This is a genomic window from Streptomyces cylindrosporus (genome assembly GCF_022698165.1).
Taxonomy (GTDB): domain Bacteria; phylum Actinomycetota; class Actinomycetes; order Streptomycetales; family Streptomycetaceae; genus Streptomyces; species Streptomyces cylindrosporus.
Genome location: NZ_JALDAY010000013.1, coordinates 119555 through 138675, shown reverse-complemented (window position 1 = coordinate 138675; position 19121 = coordinate 119555). Strand labels below are relative to the sequence as shown.

Here is a 19121-nt window from a genome sequence, read left to right as displayed (position 1 = left end):
ACCGGACGGTTGTGTGACGGCGGGCGTAGGGATGATGCGACGTCGCTGACCGTCTGGTGTCGGCGTCGGGGAGTGACTTCAACTGCCCCTGGCGAGCAGGAACAAGAACCGCCTCACCCGCCGCCCGGGGCTTCCGGAGACTCCTCGGCCGGGCCTTCCTCGGGCCGGTGACCCTCACGGATCGCTTCCGTGAGGAGGTTCATGGCCCAGGTGATGGCGCGGGTCGAACGGGCCCCGTCGAAGCCCCACTTGCTCATGAGGCGCTCGTACGACGGCACGTTCCACAGGACGTCGAGTATGGCCGCGGCCATCTGACGCTGCTCTTCGGACCAGTCGGCGGTGTGGGGGGCGAGGGCGCCGAGGAGGGCGTCGCGACGGCGCTGGTCCTGCGCCGCGAGGGAGGGTTCCTCCGGGTCCGGGGCGGAGAAGCGGGGCACCGCGAACGAGGACAAGGTGGCGAAGGAGCGCTCGGTGATGCCGGCGATGTCGTCCAGCCCCACGCCGTCGTAGCTCACACCGGCCTCCTCTTCGAGCCGGCGCATGACCGCACCATGGAGCGCCCGCTCGGTGGGGAAGTGCCGGTACACGGTGCGCTCCCCCACCCCGGCCGCCTCGGCGACGGCGCGGAATGTCAGTTCCCGCCAGTCCCAGACGGGGAAACCGTGCACCAGCTCGGACCCGGCGGCGACGATCCGCTCCCTGGTCCGGGTGGCCCGCTCCTGCCGGAGCGCGCTGTCGTAGCGCCGCTTCTGCCGGGCGGGCTCATTTCCCTCTGTCCCGGGTGTTGCCGCACCGCTCATATTGGTGGCACCCTGCTGTCACGAATTCATCCGACGGCGGATGAGAGTTCTGTGTGGATCTCGGATTCGCCGATGATACGGCGGTCCGAGCCCAGCGCATCAAGGACGGGGCCGAGTACCCGCCGGGCCGTTGGACGCGGCTCGGGGTCCCCGGGACACCGGAGGCGCACGGACGGCCTCTGATCGTTCGCACCATCCCAGTACCTGTCACGGCCCGCGCCGACCCGGTTCACGGCGAGCCCGACGCTGCCCGCGCACAGGAGGCAACGCTACTCATCCGGCTGATGGGAGCCCCCATGGGACTGCACGACGAGGTGCTCGACACGGCCCGAACCGAGACCGGGCTGGACGACTTCGGCGACGACTCCTTCCGCGAAGGGCTCGAACTGCTCGTGCGCTCACTGCACGAGGAAGCGCGGCTCAACGGCAACGGCCAGACCGCGCTGCGCCGGAACATCGTCGGCCTGCTGGCGCAGCGGCTGCAGATCGAGGACTGGTACCGCCGCCACCCGGAGATCGACGAGGAGCGGATCGTCGCGCCGCTGATCGGCCTCGGGCTCCCGCGGACCGGGTCCACGGCGCTGTCGTTCCTGCTGGCCGAGGACCCGAATGCCAGGTCGCTGCGGATGTGGGAGGCGGCGCAGCCGTGTCCGCCGCCGTCCACCGTCACCGGCCCCGACTCCCGGGTCGAGGCCGGCCGGGCCGCCGTGGCGGGGCGCGCGAAGACCTCGCCGCGCCGCGCGAAGCTCGTACCGGCCAGCGCCGACGGCCCGACCGAGTGCCAGAGCCTGATGGCGCTCGACTTCAAGGCCCATCTCTTCCAGGCGTACGCGTACGTCCCGTCGTACTCCAAGTGGCTGCTCAACGCGGACCTCACCTCGACCTACCGGTACGAGGTGCGCGCGCTCAAGCTGCTCCAGTGGGGGTTTTCCGAGCGGCCGTGGCGGCTGAAGTGTCCCACTCACCTGCTCTTCCTCGACCACCTCGACCGGGCCTTCCCCGACGCCCGGTTCGTGATGACCCACCGGGATCCCGCCGAGGTCATGGTCTCGGTCGCCGACTTGTACGCCGCTGTCGCCCGGTCCTTCTGCGACGAGATCGACGCGCGCTACATCGGCGAACTCAACGTGGAGCACTGGTCGGTGGGCATGCGGCGGACCCTGGAGTTCCGCGCGGCCGGCCGCGACGACCGCTTCTTCGACATCGACTTCCGGGCGATGCACCGCGACCCGGTCGGTGAGGTCCGCAGGCTCTACAGCTGGCTCGGGGAGCCGGTCACGGCCGAGTTCGAGCGGGGCATGCAGCGGTGGTGGCAGGAGAACAACGAGAAACGCGAGCCCAACACGCATCCCGATCCCGCCGCCTTCGGCCTCGACATCGACGGGCTCCGGCCCCTGTTCGCCGACTACACCGCACAGATGCGGCGCTGGACCGCGCGCTGACAGGAGGGACCACCCCCATGGCCATCGATCTCACCGGCGGACTGGACGCGGCCCGCGAACAGGTCTTCGCCGAACGCCCCGAGAACCCCGAGATGCGGGACTCGGCCAGCATGTGGATCTCCGACGACCGGGGCGAACTCGGCATCCCCCGGGTCGCCGTCGAGGCGGTCGCGTCCGACTGGGACAACCACCTGCTCCAGCTCAACATCGCCTTCCCCGACGGCCGGGTGTACCGCCTGCGCGACTCGGGACGCTCGCACTCCCCGCTGGACGCCGACGGCCGTCCCACCGTCCTCGGCACCGGCCCGCTGGCGTTCCGGTGCGTCGAACCGTTCCGGACCTGGATCGCGGACTTCCGCGGTACGGCGGCACAGTCGTCGACCCGGGCGCTGATCGCCGGTGAACCCGACGGACCGCACGTCGACGTGGAATTCCACATCGAGGCCACCATGGCGGTACCGCCCTGGATCCAGGGGGCTCTGCTGCCCGAGGCCCGCGAGCGGCTGGAGAACTCGGAGGAGGGCGGCCTCATGGGCGGCCCTCGCTACGAGCAACTCTTCCGCGCGAAGGGGTCGTTGCGCGTCGGCGAGGAGGAGCACGGCTTCACCGGAAGCGGACTGCGCATCCGACGCCAGGGTGTACGCGACCTCACCGAGTTCCGCGGGCACTGCTGGCAGTCGGCGCTGTTCCCGAGCGGCCGGGCGTTCGGCTACATCGCCTACCCGCCCCGCGACGACGGGCAGCCGACCTTCAACGAGGGCTTCCTGTACGAGGGGGACGGGCCGCTCGTCCCGGCCCGCGTGGTCGAGGCGCCCTGGCTCGGCAAGCTGCAGCCCACCGGGGAGGACGTCTCCGTCGTCTTCGAGTCCGAACTCGGTCGCACGCGCGTCGAGGGCGTGACCGCCGTGTCGACCTTCGACGTCGTCCACCGCCCGACGATGCCGAACTTCCCCGTCCTCCACCAGGGCGGGGTGCGCTACCGCTGGGACGGCGAGGAGACCTACGGCATGCTCGAGCGCTCGACGATGCGGGACAAGATCGTATGGCCGTGACCACGGGCCGGCTGACGCACCTTCAGCGTCTCGAGGCGGAGAGCATCCAGATCCTGCGGGAGGCCGTCGCCGAGAGCGAACGCCCGGTGATGCTGTACTCGGTGGGCAAGGACAGCTCGGTGCTGCTGCACCTGGCGATGAAGGCCTTCCACCCGTCGCGACCGCCGTTCCCCCTGCTGCACGTGGACACCACATGGAAGTTCCGGGCCATGTACGAGTTCCGGGACCGGGTGGTGAAGGATCTCGGTGTCGAGCTGATCGTCCATCGGAACCCGGAGTGCGTACGGCTCGGGATCAACCCCTTCGACCACGGCTCCTCGACCCACACCGACATGTGGAAGACCGAGGGGCTCAAACAGGCCCTCGACCAGCACGGGTTCGATCTCGCGTTCGGCGGGGCCCGCCGGGACGAGGAGAAGTCGCGGGCGAAGGAACGGGTGTTCTCGATCCGGTCGGCCCAGCACCGGTGGGACCCCAAGGCGCAGCGCCCGGAGTTGTGGCGGCTGTACAACGCGGCCAAGCGGCCCGGGCAGAGCGTCCGGGTCTTCCCGTTGTCGAACTGGACCGAGCTGGACATCTGGCAGTACATCCACCGCGAGCGGATCGAGATCGTTCCGCTGTACTTCGCCGCGCCCCGCCCGGTCGTGGAACGCGACGGCGCGCTGATCATGGTCGACGACGACCGGATGCCGCTGCGCCCGGGTGAGGTCCCCGAGCAACGCAGCGTGCGTTTCCGCACGTTGGGCTGCTATCCGCTGACCGGGGCGGTCGAGAGCACCGCCGACACGCTGACCGGGATCGTCCAGGAGATGCTCCTCACCACCAGCTCGGAGCGCCAGGGCCGGGTGATCGACCACGACTCCTCCGGATCGATGGAGAAGAAGAAGCGGGAGGGGTACTTCTGATGGCGCACGCGACCAACGATCTGGTCACCACCGACATCGAGGGGTATCTGCGCGCCCACGAGCACAAGTCGCTGCTCCGCTTCATCACCTGCGGCAGTGTCGACGACGGCAAGAGCACGCTGATCGGCCGGCTGCTCTACGACTCGAAGCTCGTGTTCGCCGACCAGCTCGCCGCGCTGGAGGCCGACTCGAAGCGGGTGGGCACACAGGGCGGCGACCTCGACTTCGCCCTGCTCGTCGACGGGCTCACCGCCGAACGCGAGCAGGGCATCACGATCGACGTGGCCTACCGTTTCTTCTCCACCGAACGGCGCAAGTTCATCGTCGCGGACACACCGGGCCACGAGCAGTACACCCGGAACATGGTCACCGGGGCATCCACCGCGGACCTCGCCGTGATCCTCGTCGACGCCCGCAAGGGCGTACTCACCCAGACCCGCCGCCACAGCCACCTGGTGTCACTGCTCGGCATCCGCCGCATCGTGCTGGCCGTGAACAAGCTCGACCTCGTCGGCTACGACCAGCACGTCTTCACCGCGATCGAGGCCGACTACCGCGCCTTCGCCACCGGCATCGGGCTGACCGACATCACCTGCATCCCGATGTCCGCCCTGCGGGGCGACAACATCACCGAAGCCGGCCCGCACCTGCCGTGGTACACGGGGCCGACCCTGATCGGACACCTGGAGTCGGTCGACGTCACCGACGACCTGCTGGCCCGCCCGTTCCGTCTGCCGGTCCAGTGGGTCAACCGGCCGGACCTGGACTTCCGCGGCTTCTCCGGACAGGTTGCCGGGGGCCGCGTACGCCCGGGCGACCGGGTACGCGTGCTGCCCTCCGGCCAGGAGAGCACGATCGCGCGGATCGTCACCGCCGACGGGGATCTCGACGAGGCCGTGACGGACCAGTCGATCACCGTGACCCTCACCGACGAGATCGACGTCAGCCGTGGCGACGTCATCGCCGCCGCAGGCGATCCGCCCGAGGTCGCCGACCAGTTCCAGTGCCGTCTGGTCTGGATGAGCGAGGAACCGATGCTGCCCGGCCGGCCCTACCTGCTCAAGCTCGGCACCCTCGGCACCGGCGTCGCCATCGGCCGGCCCAAGTACGTGTACAACGTGAACACCCTGGAGCACACGGCGGCCCGCACCCTCGCGCTGAACGACATCGGCGTCTGCGACATCCGGCTGGACCGGCCCGTGCCGTTCGATCCGTACGCCGAGAACCGGCACCTGGGCGGGTTCGTCGTCATCGACCGCCTGACCCGGACCACCGTCGCGGCCGGACTCCTCGACTTCGCGTTGCGCCGCTCCCACAACCTGCACTGGCAGTCGATCGAGGTGGACCGTGCGGCCCGGGCCCGCAGCAAGGGCCAACGCGCCGCCGCCGTCTGGTTCACCGGGCTGTCCGGCGCGGGCAAGTCGACCATCGCCAACCTCGTCGAGAAGCGGCTGCACGACGAGGGCCGCCACACCTACCTGCTCGACGGCGACAACGTACGGCACGGTCTGAACCGGGACCTCGGCTTCACCGACGCCGACCGGGTCGAGAACATCCGGCGCGTGGCCGAGGTGACCCGGCTGATGGTGGACGCCGGGCTCATCGTCCTGGCCTCGTTCATCTCCCCGTTCCGTGCCGAACGCCGGTTCGCCCGCAGTCTCTTCGAGGACGGCGAGTTCATCGAGGTCCATGTCGACACCCCGCTGCGAGTCGCGGAGTCCAGGGACCGCAAGGGCCTGTACGCCAAGGCGCGCCGCGGTGAGCTGGTCCACTTCACCGGTGTCGACTCGCCCTACGAACCACCGGAGACGCCGGAGCTCCGCCTCGACGGCGGCGGCACGCTCTCCGCCGAGGAGTGCGCGGAACTCGTCGTCGAGCACCTGCGTACGGTCGGCGTCCTCTCCCCCGCCCAGGAGGAGCCATGACCGGCTCGGACGACCGGCAGTCCCAGGAAGGCCCAAGAGAACCGACCCGGTTGCGACGCCTACCGGCGGCCGCCGGACTGCACGTGTCCAGGCTCGACGGCTCACCGCTTCGCCACAACGCGCCCGACCCGTACCTGCCCGACCTCCTCATCTGCCGTCCGGAGCCGACAGGCGCCCTACCCGACGCACTCAGCGACTTCCCGGACACCGGACCAGCGGCAGGGAGATGACGATGCGATTCGTGTACCACTACCCGGAGGCGACCGGCAGCGAGCGCGATCTGCTCGACGCGGGGCCCCTGGACGAGGTGGCAGCCGCGGTGGAGCAAGCCGGGTTCCACGGGTTCTCGCTCAGCGAGCACCCCGTACCGAGTGCCCGGTGGCTGGCGTCGGGCGGGCACCAGAGCCTCGACCCGTTCGTCGCCCTCGCCCATGTGGCGGCGGTGGCCCGGCGGCTGCGCCTGCACACAAACCTGGTGGTGGCGCCGTACCGCAACCCCTTCCTGCTGGCCAAGGCGGCGACGACCCTGGACCGGCTGTCGAAGGGCCGCCTCGTGCTCGGACTCGGCGCGGGGTATCTCAAGTCGGAGTTCCACGCGCTCGGGGTGGACTTCGAAGAGCGCGGCGCGCTGTTCGACGAGGTCCTCGACGTGCTGCCACTGCACTGGAGCGGTGAGCCCTTCAGCTACCGGGGGCGCCACTTCGAAGCCCGGGACGTCGTCGCCCTGCCGCGGCCCGTGCAGCGGCCCGTTCCGGTGTGGATCGGCGGCAACTCGCGGGCGGCCCGGCGCAGGGTGGCGGAGCGGGCGCAGGGCTGGATGCCGCTGATCGGTCCGCCCTCGCTCAGCGCGACGGTGCGCACGCCAACGATCGGTTCGCTCACGGAACTTGCCGACATGATCGCCGGAGTACGGGACGCGGCGAAGGCTGCCGGCCGCTCGGACGAGATCGACGTGCAGTACTCCTACAAGGACCTCTCGCCCGCCTCTCCCGCCGACGACGCCGACCGGCACCGCGAGGCGCTCGCCGAGATCGAACGGGCGGGTGTCACCACCGTGGTCGTCTCCAGCCCCGGGACGGCGACGCCCACGGCCACCAGGGATTTCATCGAGGCATTCGGCTCGACCTATCTGTAACGAATCCGGCCATCTGCAACGAACACGGATCCACGGAGGTCTTCATGGACGCGACAGAGCAGGACTGGAACCGGCTGATGGGCTTCGACCGGCTGCCGACCCACATCGTCGACAAGCGCGTGACCGAGCTGATGGACCTGAGCGGCAAGAAGGCGATCGTCACCGGTGCCGGAGGGGACGGGCTCGGCCAGGCGATGGCCCACCGCCTGGCCGGCCTCGGCGCGGACGTCGCCCTGGTCGGCCGGACGCTGGAGAAGGTGGAGCGCCGGGCGGACGAGGTCGAGCGGCGGTGGGGGGTGAAGACCGCGGCGATCCGTGCGGACCTGTCGGACTGGGACCAGGTGCACCGGGCCGTACGGGAGAGCCGGGACGCGCTCGGCGGGCTGGACATCATGATCAACAACCCGGTCATGGTCGTCGCGGGCCCCTTCGAGAAGCACACGAAGGAGGAGATCGACCAGACCGTGCTCGGCAGCCTGACCATGCTGATGTACGGCGCGCACGCAGCCCTGGAGTACCTGCTGCCCCAGGGGGCGGGGCGGATCATCAACATCGGGGCCGTCGGCGGGCGTATCCAGCACCGAGGTCTGGTGGTCTACAACTCCTGCAAGGCCGGCGTGATCGGCTTCACCCGCAATCTCGCGCACGAGATGGCGCCCCAGGGGGTGAACGTGCTGGGTGTCGCTCCCGGGATCATGATCAAGCCGGACATGAGGCGGATGATCCTCGATCCGCAGAGCGACCGGGAGCGCGCGGCGCGCGCCACCATCCTCGAATCGATCACGAACCAGGTCCAGTTGGGCCGGTGTTGTCTGCCCGAGGAGGTCGCCAACATGGTTGCGTTCCTGGCGTCCGAGGCCGCCGACTATCTATGCGGCCAGACGATCGACGTGGCCGGCGGGCAGTGGATGAATTGAGGGAGCCGACATGACCGATTTCACACGAGAGTACGGACCCGTCGCGGTGATCACCGGAGCGTCCTCCGGCATAGGGCACTCGTTCGCCGGGCAACTGGCCGCCCGTGGCCTCGATGTCGTACTCGTCGCCAGACGCACCGACCGACTGGAGGAACTGGCACAGCAGTTGAGGCGCACGCACGGTGTCGAGGCCACTGTCGTGGCGGCCGATCTCGCCGACCCCGCAGCGCCGGAGCAGGTCCTGGACACGGTGGCCGACCTGGACGTCGGCCTGCTCGTGAGCAACGCCGGCTTCAGCAGCGTCAAAGGGCCGTTCGAGCAGGAGCGCGCCGAGGTGCTGTCGTCGATGCTGATGGTCAATTCCCTCGCGCCGACCCTGCTCGCTCACGGCCTGAGCCCACGATGGAAGGAGCGGGGCAGAGGCGGGATCGTCTTCACCAGTTCGGTCGAAGGGCTGCTGGGCATCCCCTACTCGGCCGCCTACCCGGCCACCAAGGCTTACGTGATCGCACTCGCCGAGGCCCTGTGGGCGGAACTCGGCCCCGCGGGCGTCGACGTCCTCGCCCTCTGCCCGGGGGCCACGGACACCGGCGCGATCCGACGTCAGGGCATCAACCCCATGACGCTGCCCCATCTCATGTCACCGGACGACGTGGCCCGATCCGCGCTGGACCACCTCCACGACGGGCCGGTACACATCCCCAGTGCGCACTATCAGGAGATGTTCCACACCTTGCTGGCCATGCCACGCCGCGACGCCCTGACGACGATGGCCCGGTCCATGCCGAAGTAGCTCGCAGGCGGACCGGGAACATCTCGGACATCCACACCCCCACGCCGATGCCGACGAACCCGGCCGCGCACAGCATCGGCGTCCAGAAGGTCAGGTCGGTCCACGGCCGAAGGGTAGGTGCTGGCCCTTCAGCGGATAGGTCGCGGGACAGGCGCATGCAGCGGGCGTTGCCGCCCTCGACCCGGTCGGTGAAGGGGATCTTCGCGGGGCGCAGTCGCTCGGCCGGTTCACCGACCGCCGGCGCGCGGCGGAACTCGGCCCGGTGCCGGGCTCCGGGAGGACGAGGACGGTCGCGACAGCCACCATGATGCGGGCGACGCCGATGAGCCGCTAGCCGAGACGCCACCCGGCATCGTGGCCCTGCGAGACGCATGCGAAGACCACGCCTGTGCCGACCTGCCCGACGAAGGACATCGAACGTGGTCCAGTCGGTCGCAAAGCCGCCCAGGGCCGCCGGGCCGAAGGAGAAGTGTCCTGGAGCGCTACCCGAAACCTGAACTTCCTGATCCACCACGGCGGCAGCATGGTCCCGCGCATCTGGAGTTCTTCGCCCCCGAGCGCGTCCTGTTCGGCGACGACGTCCGCCGGCTGCTCGGCGAGCGGCTCACCGGGGTTCGCTGAGCCGTTCTGCGCATCGCGCCGGGCAGGCGTGGCACGTCCTCTTGGTGATCGTGCCACCAGCCGGGCCCCGCTGCCGAGTTCACCTGATGTGCAGCGGCATCCGGGGCTGTCGGCCGCGAAGGACCGTGACGGCGGCTGTGAAGGCTGCCGTGAAGGCAATCACCGCCGCCGCTCCCCGCAGGACCCAACGCCAGGGCACGGACGAGTCGGTCACGGGCTGATCCTCGGCGGGTTCCGCGCCGGGCGCGGTCGCGCAACGCCCGGCGTCCGCGAGCGCCCACAGCCGGTGTGCCTCCCGCAGTTCCTCGTGTGTCGCGCCGCAAGCCGTGCCGAACGCGTGAACAGGGCCGAAGCCGATGGGAACCTTGGCCCCCGAGCAGTAGCGGTGCAGGGCGGACCGGCTGGCCCCGGTCCGCTGCGCCAACGTCGCGTAGCTCACCCCCGCACGGCTCTTCAGCATGCGCAGATGCGCCGCTAATCGCTCAGCCGTATCCGATCGATCCATGATCGTTCCCCCGTCGGCAGGTCGATGGAACCGGCTCATGAAGATGAACCGGCCTTCGGATGAAGCGGCTTGTGAGCACCGGTCCGGCGCGCGCGGTCACCGCGGCCGTGTCCCACCCCCGTCTCAGCCGGGGGCCAAGTGCCCCGCTGAGCCGCCTCCCCGCGTCCCACCATCCCACCGGGGACCGGTCCGTTGCCACCCGTCGCACGCCATTGAAACCGTCTGCACAAGCCGCCGGAGTCCATCTGCCACCGGCAGCCTCACAAGACCGTCGAGAGGGAGAATCGATGCGCTGCACCAAGACCCTCGGCACCATCGCCGGAGCACTCCTGCTGGCCGGTGGAACCATGCTGGCCGCGTCCCCACCCGCCTCCGCACTCGCCGCGGCCCCCTCGGGCTGTCCGTCCGGGGCGCTGTGCGTGTACAGCGGGCTGAATTACACCGGCAGCCACTCCTATCTGCAGGACTGCAACCGCTACTGGTCGGCCTTCGGCCGCGACAACATCAGCGCCTCGTGGTTCAACAACGGCACCAGCGGACGCTGGGCCCGCATCTGGGTGGACCCCAACTTCGGCAGCGCCAACTGGAGCGCGAACGCCCGCGGAACCGGTGACCCCGACGGGCGGGACCGCGTCGCGTACAACGCCGGCAGCAGCAACGACTGGCCGTGGGACCCCAGCGACGCCGCGGCCTGCTGACATGCGTTCCCGCCGATCACTCGTTGGGGCGTGCCTCGCCGTGGTGATCGCGGCGGCGGCCGGCTGCTCCACGCCGGCCGCCCCCGGCCCCGGGGCCGCGCTCAACGGGCCCACGGACACAGGGCCGTTGCCCAGGGCGCTGACCCCCGCGGAGGACGCCTCACTGCTGTATGCCGAGGACCTGATCGTGCACGCGTGTATGGCCCGCTCCGGTCTGCGGTTCGTTGCCGAACCGCTCGCCGCCTCCTCACGGCCCGCGGCGGAGCAGCGCTACGGCACCGCCGACGTCTTCGCCGCCCGCGCCCACGGATACGGCTACAGCGAGACCCCCGCCCGACAGCGGCGGGCCGACTCCACGTCCCCGGACCCGAACGAGGTCTACCAGCGCACGCTCTCACCCGGCGCCCAACGGGCCTACGAGACCGCCCTGTACGGCACTCCGGGCAGCCGGCCGCAGGTCGAACTCCCCGACGGGCAGGGCCTGGTGATCGCCACGGAGGGATGCGTCGCGGAGGCACGCAAACGCCTGTACGGCGACGACCTGCGCGGCTATCTGATCAGCCAGCACGTCACGGCCAACCTGGAGGGACACATCGCCCAGGACGTACGCAACGCCAAGGCCTACCGGTCGGCGCTCGGCGGCTGGCGTACCTGCATGGCGAACCGCGGCTTCACCTTCGCCACCCCTCAGGACGCCAGGCAGGGCGGGGAGACCGCCGCGCACAAGGGCGGCCTGGCGGCGGAGATCCGCGTGGCCGCGGCCGACGCGGAGTGCGGACGGGACCACCGCCTGCTCGCTACCGCGGTGGCCCTGGAACAGGACCGATTCGCGGATACGGGTCCCGAACTCACCGGCTGGATCAAGGAGTTCCGGTCCCTGCGGCTGGCCGCGCTGCCCAAGGCGCGGGACCTGATCCGGGCCGAGTCCGGCAGCCGGGGAGTAAAGGGATGACCGGTATCCCCGGCGCCCGGGACAACGTCGTAGTCGGCCCGGTCGGCCAGAACGCCTTCGTGGCCCGCCCGTGGTCGTCCTGACCTGGTGCCCCTGCTCGTCATGGACGCGCTCATAACGACGCGCATCCGCACGGTCGCACCTGCTGCATCGTGTTCACCGCACAGTGCCCTCCCTCCGTCGTTTCCTGCCATCGACGGGCCGGGAAGTGCCGTGGGTGCGGGATGTGGACTCGACGCTTCCCGGCCGCCGCCCCATGATCGGCGGTGGAGTACCGGGTCCGGCTAGGGCCCAACGGCCCCTGCGCGGGACCGCACATTGGGTCCAAGGTCCCTTCTTCGCGTCTTCCGGGCTGCCTTGTGGGCTTCCTGTGGTCCACGTGCTCCTCGCGCAGAGGACCCGACTCGTCGGCTTTGCCAACCCATTACGAGTCCGAAAGGTTCGTCAGGGCGCCGTATCCGTACTCCTGCGGGTGCGGGTTTCGAACCCGAACAGGAGACGCGGTGCTCGTTTCACGGAAAGCGGCGGGGACTCTCTTCATAGGCGGTGCACTCGCCGCCACCCTGGGGTCCCTGCTCTACCCCGCCATGCTCGGAGCCCAGAAGGTCAGCAGCGCGCCCGAACGGGTCATCGCCACGCCGCCGACCGGGCCGCTGACACTGGCCGACCGGGACTTCGTGGTCAAGGTGCGCTCGGCCGGGCTGTGGGAGTACCCCGTCGGGCAGATGGCGCTGAAGAAGCGCACCACGAGGGCGGTCAAGATCGCCGGTGAGCATCTGATCGCCGGGGACGCCTCCCTCGATGCCGCCTGCCGCAGGACCGCGGGTCAGCTGAACATCACGCTGCCCAACCAGTCCTCACCCCAGCAGCAGGGTTTCGTTTCCCGGATGAACGCGGAGAGCGGAAAGCAGTTCGACACGGACATGGCCACCACCTTGCGCGCGACGAACGGCCAGACCCTCTCCACCATCGCCGCCGTCCGCTCCACCACGAGGAATTCGCTGATCCGCGCGCTGGCCAACCTGGCCAACAGCACCGTCCTGGACCACATCACGGTCATCGAGAAGACAGGCGCGGTCGACTTCGACCAAGCTCTCCTGGAGGAGACTGCTCAACCCGCGCTCCCGGCGCAGGAGACGGCCCCGCCGCCCCCGGTCGCCGGCCAGCCGCAGGTCGTTCTCACCCCGCCGGCCGGCAACACGGTCTCGACGAGTCCGTCGACCAGGTGAGAGCAGGACCCGACCGGCCTGCCGGGGCCGGGCCGCCATGTCCGGCCCCGGCCACACGGCGTACCACCGCGGCACACGGCTGAGCAGCGCCTCTCCGGGCGGCCCACACCGCCGCACCGGAGAGCAGTACATGCGGAAAGTGTCAGCAGCCGGACGAGGAACCCGCTTCACTCCCGGAACGGGCTCCACCATTCATGGTGGCCGTATGGAGATGTGGCGAACTGCTGTGGCAGACCCGGCTTGGTGCTGCGCGTGCCTTGAAACTGGTACGGACGTGTGGCCGTCCGTCGTGGCCGCCGAGCAGGCCGTGGCAAGGAGTCAGGTGGCCCGTCGTGAACCGGCCGGACGGGATGACGCCGACCCAGCGCACAAGGAGCCGCTCATGAGATCGCATCTGCAGTGGATGCACGGCCGCGGAGAGCGTGTCGTCGTCCGGCGCAACCACACATACGCAGCCGAGGTCCTCGTCAAGTTCCTTGTCCTGGTCGGCCTGCTGTGCATGCCGGTTCTCGTCTTCCACTGGGGTGCCTGGATCCCCTTCGCCGGGGCCGGCGTCTATCTGCTGTGGGAACTGCACCACGTTCACAGCGCACTTGGTGAGCTCGCCGGCCTCTGGAACGAGCAGCAACAACAACGGCAGCAGCAGGAACCCGTCCGAGACAAAGCGATTCGCTGACAACCCCCAAGGTCGACGCGCACGACAGCACGGTCCGGGACCGACGGATCAGAATCCGGTGGGGAAGGCGTTCTGGTCGATGAAGGCCCATTGGCAGCGGGTGGAGTCGTCGGCTGCGGCCAGGCCACCACGACGCCGCCTACCGCGGCGCCGGCGGCCGTGAAGGCGCGTCGGGACCCCGAGTTGGACTCACTGGATCCGATGGGCGTACCCCAGCGGCGGGAAACAGGGTGATCGCTCGCCCCGGCGGGACAGCTGGTCACGTGGGAGATCCTGCACCACGGGCATCACCCACGACAGGGGCCTTGACCGGCATCAACTGCACACCCGTGCGCACCCGAGCCGGCCACCGCATCCTCCCCCAAGGGCTCCTGACGAAGTGGTGGCGGTCAGCCGCGCCGTCGCACGCGACAAACACGGGGAAGTCGGCGATCATCCCCGGGATACTCGTCGCCCATGGATGAGGCCAAAGTCGTCGGTGGACGCGGATCGGGCGCGCATCGACGTCGAGGTCGAGGCGATGACCCTGGCTCCGGTCCCGACTCCGAAGGTCCTGTGGCGCAAGCCGCCCGTACTCGCGATCGCCGCGGTCGCGGGGACCGCGCTCGGCCGCCTCGGCGAGCCGTCCACCGCATCCCCGGCGGCATGGACCGCGGCGGGTGCCGCCGTCCGGAAGCTGCACGAAGCGCCCCTGCCGCCCTGGCCCGGCCGGCGCCGCCGAGGTCCCGACGAGTTGGCGGCGGAACTCGACGCCGAGTGCGACCTGCTCGTGACCAACGGCGTCCTGCCCGCCGCCCTGGTCACCCGCAACCGTGACATCGCCGAGGCCGCGATCCGGCCGTGGACCCGGGTGTTCACCCACGGCGACCTGCAGATCGACCACGTCTTCGTCGACGGCGACGAGGTCACCGGCATCATCGACTGGTCCGAGGCGGGCGGGGGTGATGCCCTGTTCGACCTCGCCACCCTGACGCTCGGACACGAGGAACACCTCGACGACGTCATCGCCGGCTACGGCACCGACATCGACCTCGACGTCATCCACGCACGGTGGTCGTTAGCCGCCCGCCAGGACCCCAGCGCCGACCGTGTCCGCGGCATCGACTGCACACCCGTACGCACCCGAGCCGGCCACGGCGCTCGAACCTCTCGGAGGCCTCCGGGTGATCCGTCATCCGGCTGCCGGGTGTGCAACACCTTGTTGAGCAAGGTGTGCGGCTCCCCTGCCGGGGGTCGTGCCTCACCCGTCGCTGCGCACCGTACGCGCCGCGACAGCGGTCCGGCGGCCCACAGCAGCCCGGCCCGAGGCCGTGACGGCAGTCGCCCCTTGCCGGGGTCCTGCACGCCGAGCGCTTCGCGCAGGCCCTGGCCCGTGCGCTCCCGGACCGGGCGCTGTGCGATCGTCCGCTGACCGGTCTTGTCGACCGATGGGCGGACGCCGACCGCGTGGCCATCCGACGGTCAGCCGAGCAGCCGGTCGACCAGGCCCTCCACGTATTCCGGGGTGAGCGGCTCGGCGCCGAACAGGACGCGGATGTACATCGGGGCCATGACGTGGTCGACGACGGCCAGCGCGTCGGGGGGCGACTCCCCGCGCTCGCGCGCCCGGTCCAGCATGGACTGCAGCTGCCGGGCCCGTTCGGCGAGGAAGCCGTCGCGCAGGCGCAGGCCCTCGGGTCCGGAGCCGGACAGGAGGACGGCCAGGCGGAGTACTGCCAGCCCGTCGGGTCCGGTGATCTCGCGAGCCACTTGGGCCGCGTAGGTACGCAGGTCGCCGACCAGGGACCCGGTGTCGGGCATCGGGGAGCGCGCGGTGAGGCGGGTCAGCGTCACATCGGTGAGCAGCGCTTCGAGGCTGCCCCAGCGGCGGTAGACGGTGGTGTCGGCGACTCCCGCGCGGGCCGCGACCTCGCTGACGGTGAATCCGCCGTACCCGCGTTCGCCGACCAGGTCGGTGACCGCCTGATGCACCGCCGCGCCGATACGGGCGCTGCGTCCGCCGGGCCGCCGGGTGCGCTGTAGCTCGTCCATGCCTCCCACCTTAAAGCAGCCCGTACTTGCGTTTGCGTGCCCGGCTGCTCTACGGTCCCGCTTAACGCAGTCGATGGCTGCTTTAGTGAAGGGGGAGGAGACGTCGTGCTCGTAGTGACCTGCCTGGGGCAGTTCATGGTGCTGCTCGACAACACGATCGTCGGCGCGGCACTGCCCGACATGCAGCACCGCCTGGACACGGGACTGACCGGTCTGCAATGGATCGTCGACGCGTACGTGCTGCTGGTCGCCATGCTGCTGCTGTCCGGCGGAGTCTTCGCCGACCGCTTCGGCCGCAAGCGCGTGTACCTGAGCGGTGTCGCTGTGTTCACTGCCGCGTCCGTGCTGTGCAGCGTCGCCCCCTCGGTCGGCTGGCTGGTGGCCGGGCGGGTGCTGCAGGGAGTCGGGGCCGCGGCCCTGAGCCCCGCCTCGCTCGCACTCCTGGTGGCCGCGCATCCCGCCCCGCAGGAACGGGTCAGGGCGATCGGGCTGTGGGCAGGGCTCAGTGGCATCGGCCTGGCCGCCGGGCCCGTGGCCGGAGGCGTCCTGGCGCAGGCGTTCGGCTGGCCCGCGATCTTCCTGGTCAACGTGCCCATCGGCGTAGTCCTGCTGGTGGCCGGCCGGCGCGTCCTGCAGGAGTCCCGCAACCCTGACGCCCGCGCCCTCGACATCCCGGGCACGATCCTGTCCGCTCTCGGGGTCGGCACCCTGGCCTACGCCCTCATCGAAGGCGGCTCGCGCGGCTGGACCTCACCGGTGATCCTCGGCGGCTTCGCCGCGGCGGCCGTCCTCCTCGCCGCGTTCGTCACCGTGGAGGGGCGCCACCCCGCACCGATGCTGCCGCCGGGCCTGTTCGGTCAGCGGCTGTTCACCGTCTCCAACTCCGCCATGATCGTGGTGGGGTTCGCGCTCATGGGCTCGTCGTTCTTCTTCTCGCAGTTTTTCGTGGACGTCCAGGGCAGCTCGATCCTGCGGGCCGGACTGCAGTCCCTGCCCGCCACCCTCGCCATGGTCGTCGTCAGCCCCTTTGCGGGCCGCCTCGCCGCCAGCTACGGCTACCGGTCCGTCGTCACCGGCGGCCTGACGCTGGCCGGGCTCGGACTCCTCACGCTGGGCGCCCTACACACCGACACCGGTTACGTGAACGTGTGGTGGCGGCTGGCCACGGTCGGCGTCGGCTTCGCCCTGGCCATGTCCCCGCTGACCGGCGCCGCCATCCAGGCGGTCGCCCCACAGGAAGGCGGCCTCGCCTCGGGCATCAGCAGCACCACCCGGCAGATCGGCGCGGTGCTCGGTGTGGCAGTGCTCGGCGCCGTGGTCCGCGCTCGGCAGTCCGGCGGCGCCTCCTTCGAGGCCGGTCTCGACAGCGCCTTCGCCGTGGCCGGAGCCGTCACCCTGGCCACCGCCGTGTGCACGGGCCTGTGGCTGACGAGGTCCCGGCCGACACCCTCCCCCGCAGCGCAGCAGCAACCCGGCCTCAGCGCACGCCGCACACCGTGAACCACCTCCAGCCGCCCCCGACAGCACCAACGGCCCGCCCGCCGGGCGCTTCGAATCGCGCGGCGCGCCTGGAGATACAGGCACACGGCTACCGGGACGAAGCGGCCGACCGCCTCCCCGTCGAGGCGTACCGGCGCAGCCACACCCCACCGGACATCGCCCACCGTCCCACCCGGATCCTCCTTGATGCTCGGCTGCCCGGCCCTGTGGCCGAATGCCTCATCCCGGTGGGAACCGGCGCGTGCTCACCGGTGATCGGGCGGACCGCCGACGTTTGTCCGCAGCCTCGCACCAACGCCAAAGCGGGCGGGCTGTCCCGCCCGCGGGCCCCAGGGGCGACCACCCTGCCGGACCGGCCGGTGAGACCGTACGAGCAGCGGGCCGCCAACTCCAGGGGCCGTGCAACGCGGCGCCTGGGCCCGCGAGGAGCCAGTCACTCATGTCCTGCCCCGGCAGTCCGCGGCAAGTCCTCGGGGAAGGTGGACACGACGTCGATCCGTGGCGTCGGCACCGCGTCCCCGAGGGCCGACAGGCACGTACGGATCCCCTCGGCCGCAGCCGGGTCGGTCCTCGTCAGGAGCCGCACCCCGCGTTCCCGGACCGTACGGGCCGCACCGGGATCGCCGACGGCGAGGAGGTGTCGCCGCGGTGAGCATCGCCCCCGCCTCGCTGAACAGGTCGCCTGCTCGAAGCAGGCGGCGCCCGTGTGGTGTTCGCCCGAGGACGGCAAGGGGCCGCCTCGCCGCGTCAAGCGCCGAGGCGGGCCCGGAGCCAGCTGTGACTGCGCTGGGCGTGGACGAGACTGAGCCGGTCACCGAACTCGACGAACAGGCCGACCATGCAGCGGATGCGGGTGTGCGCGTCGCCGTACTGTTGTTCCAGACGGGCCGAGGCACGTGCCCGTACGCTCCTGGAACAGCCAGTGCCCGACCCCTTCGAGGAACGCCGACGCGCTGTAGGAGTGCCGGCTCAAAGCCTCCACCCAGTCGCTGTCGATCCCCTTGGGCTTGAGGGAGGCGGCCGCCGACAGCGACAGCACCGGGCAGGCGCGCCGCGACAGGTAGCCCACCACGCCCTGACGGACCGTCAGGGCCACGGCCGCCTCGTCGAACAGGCCCTGGTAGACGTCCCGCACCGTCATCGGATCCATGCCGAGGGCCCGCCGCGGCTGCCAGACCCGCAGCACGTCCGCGTCCGGCCCGTCCGCCGCAAGATTCTCCAGCCCGCCCAAAACCGCCACCATGACACCGGCCGGATCGGGGACGCTGAAGGCGCCGGCCAGCCGCGGCGCGAACTGCGCATCGAAGCCGTAGCCGGTCTCCACCGCGACAACGGCCCGCACGAGCAGTGGGTACTCCCACCCGCCGCCCACCCCTACGGGCTTGAGTGAGTGTCAGGTCCATCATGCCTGGTCACAGAAGCCTTCGGTAGGACCAAGCGCACGCCTGTACGGCCTTGTTCCGGGTGGTGCCAAACCCGCACACTCGTCGTCATCCCCTCTCCGGCCCATGCGCCGGCATCCGTCACCGGCTGTCGGCGCGTTTGCCGTGCTGTCGCACCGTGTGACACGCACCGGCCGGAGAGGGGCGGGGACGAAGGGGATCAATGGATCAGGACATGGTGGTGCAGGCGAGGGTCAGGCTGCTCAGTGCCAACCGCCGGGTGGTGCGAGGCACCGAGGGGGTGTGGACCTACCGTCTGCTGACGCAGCTCGAGCCGGAGGTGTACGGATCGAAACTGGCGTACGTCCTCGTGGAGGAGAGCACCTCCCCCCTGGTACGGGAACTGCCTGAACGCCAGCTGGCCCTGCTCGACGAGGCCGTGGAGGTGGCCAAGGCCCTCAGCCCAGCCAACCCCTACCGGGACAAAGTGCTGCAGAGGGCACTGGCCGCGAGAGCCCGCATGACGCCCTAGCTGTGCTGTCCCGACAGGTTGGTGAC

Annotated in this window: 17 protein-coding genes and 1 pseudogene; 14 read left to right on the top strand and 4 right to left on the bottom strand. The window is 70.5% G+C overall.

Annotation, left to right across the window (positions count from 1 at the left end; all coding sequences use genetic code 11):
* Positions 1–113: 113 nt before the first annotated feature.
* Complete coding sequence (locus MQP27_RS37580; protein ID WP_242773770.1) at positions 114–800, bottom strand: TetR/AcrR family transcriptional regulator; 687 nt, start codon at positions 798–800, stop codon at positions 114–116.
* Between the two features lie 296 nt (positions 801–1096).
* Between MQP27_RS37580 and MQP27_RS37575 the strand changes: the two genes are divergently transcribed.
* The 7 genes from MQP27_RS37575 (at position 1097) to MQP27_RS37545 (ending at position 8969) form a co-directional block, all read left to right on the top strand.
* Positions 1097–2242, top strand: coding sequence for a sulfotransferase family protein (locus MQP27_RS37575; RefSeq protein ID WP_242773768.1), 1146 nt, complete (start codon positions 1097–1099; stop codon positions 2240–2242).
* Between the two features lie 17 nt (positions 2243–2259).
* A complete protein-coding gene (locus MQP27_RS37570) occupies positions 2260–3294 on the top strand; it encodes a DUF7064 domain-containing protein (protein ID WP_242773766.1) in 1035 nt (344 codons plus the stop codon).
* Positions 3285–4199: a sulfate adenylyltransferase subunit CysD gene (gene cysD / locus MQP27_RS37565; RefSeq protein ID WP_242773764.1), complete on the top strand. Its 915-nt coding sequence runs from the start codon at positions 3285–3287 to the stop codon at positions 4197–4199. Before MQP27_RS37570 ends, cysD begins: the two co-directional genes overlap by 10 nt.
* Positions 4199–6124, top strand: coding sequence for a sulfate adenylyltransferase subunit CysN (gene cysN, locus MQP27_RS37560; RefSeq protein WP_242773762.1), 1926 nt, complete (start codon positions 4199–4201; stop codon positions 6122–6124). The genes cysD and cysN overlap by 1 nt, the downstream gene beginning before the upstream one ends.
* 232 nt (positions 6125–6356) lie before the next feature.
* Complete coding sequence (locus MQP27_RS37555) at positions 6357–7259, top strand: LLM class F420-dependent oxidoreductase (RefSeq protein ID WP_242773760.1); 903 nt, start codon at positions 6357–6359, stop codon at positions 7257–7259.
* 44 nt (positions 7260–7303) lie between these two features.
* Positions 7304–8176 carry an SDR family NAD(P)-dependent oxidoreductase gene (locus tag MQP27_RS37550; RefSeq protein ID WP_242773759.1) on the top strand — a complete coding sequence of 291 codons (873 nt, stop codon included), beginning with the start codon at positions 7304–7306 and terminating at the stop codon, positions 8174–8176.
* A gap of 10 nt (positions 8177–8186) precedes the next feature.
* Positions 8187–8969, top strand: a complete 783-nt coding sequence (locus MQP27_RS37545; RefSeq protein WP_242773758.1) for an SDR family NAD(P)-dependent oxidoreductase — start codon at positions 8187–8189, stop codon at positions 8967–8969.
* Between the two features lie 700 nt (positions 8970–9669).
* Here MQP27_RS37545 and MQP27_RS37540 read toward each other — a convergent pair.
* A complete protein-coding gene (locus MQP27_RS37540) occupies positions 9670–10095 on the bottom strand; it encodes a helix-turn-helix domain-containing protein (RefSeq protein ID WP_278197006.1) in 426 nt (141 codons plus the stop codon).
* A 287-nt stretch (positions 10096–10382) separates the two neighbouring features.
* Between MQP27_RS37540 and MQP27_RS37535 the strand changes: the two genes are divergently transcribed.
* The 5 genes and pseudogenes from MQP27_RS37535 to MQP27_RS37515 form a co-directional block, all read left to right on the top strand.
* Positions 10383–10793: a peptidase inhibitor family I36 protein gene (locus tag MQP27_RS37535; protein WP_242773755.1), complete on the top strand. Its 411-nt coding sequence runs from the start codon at positions 10383–10385 to the stop codon at positions 10791–10793.
* A gap of 1 nt (position 10794) precedes the next feature.
* A complete protein-coding gene (locus MQP27_RS37530) occupies positions 10795–11745 on the top strand; it encodes a hypothetical protein (RefSeq protein WP_242773754.1) in 951 nt (316 codons plus the stop codon).
* 503 nt (positions 11746–12248) lie between these two features.
* Positions 12249–12974 carry a DUF4142 domain-containing protein gene (locus MQP27_RS37525; RefSeq protein WP_372511417.1) on the top strand — a complete coding sequence of 242 codons (726 nt, stop codon included), beginning with the start codon at positions 12249–12251 and terminating at the stop codon, positions 12972–12974.
* 382 nt (positions 12975–13356) lie between these two features.
* A complete protein-coding gene (locus tag MQP27_RS37520; protein ID WP_242773753.1) occupies positions 13357–13650 on the top strand; it encodes a hypothetical protein in 294 nt (97 codons plus the stop codon).
* A 478-nt stretch (positions 13651–14128) separates the two neighbouring features.
* A pseudogene (locus tag MQP27_RS37515) lies at positions 14129–14710 on the top strand (aminoglycoside phosphotransferase family protein); the annotation flags it as partial.
* 401 nt (positions 14711–15111) lie between these two features.
* Here MQP27_RS37515 and MQP27_RS37510 read toward each other — a convergent pair.
* Positions 15112–15681, bottom strand: a complete 570-nt coding sequence (locus tag MQP27_RS37510; protein ID WP_242773752.1) for a TetR/AcrR family transcriptional regulator — start codon at positions 15679–15681, stop codon at positions 15112–15114.
* Between the two features lie 105 nt (positions 15682–15786).
* Here MQP27_RS37510 and MQP27_RS37505 point away from each other — a divergent pair, with 105 nt between their 5' ends.
* Positions 15787–17181: an MFS transporter gene (locus MQP27_RS37505; protein WP_308290065.1), complete on the top strand. Its 1395-nt coding sequence runs from the start codon at positions 15787–15789 to the stop codon at positions 17179–17181.
* Positions 17182–17992: 811 nt separating this feature from the next.
* Here the strand turns inward: MQP27_RS37505 and MQP27_RS37500 are convergent.
* Positions 17993–18523 carry a hypothetical protein gene (locus tag MQP27_RS37500; RefSeq protein ID WP_242773751.1) on the bottom strand — a complete coding sequence of 177 codons (531 nt, stop codon included), beginning with the start codon at positions 18521–18523 and terminating at the stop codon, positions 17993–17995.
* Positions 18524–18786: 263 nt separating this feature from the next.
* Between MQP27_RS37500 and MQP27_RS37495 the strand changes: the two genes are divergently transcribed.
* Complete coding sequence (locus MQP27_RS37495) at positions 18787–19095, top strand: hypothetical protein (protein WP_242773749.1); 309 nt, start codon at positions 18787–18789, stop codon at positions 19093–19095.
* Positions 19096–19121: the final 26 nt, after the last annotated feature.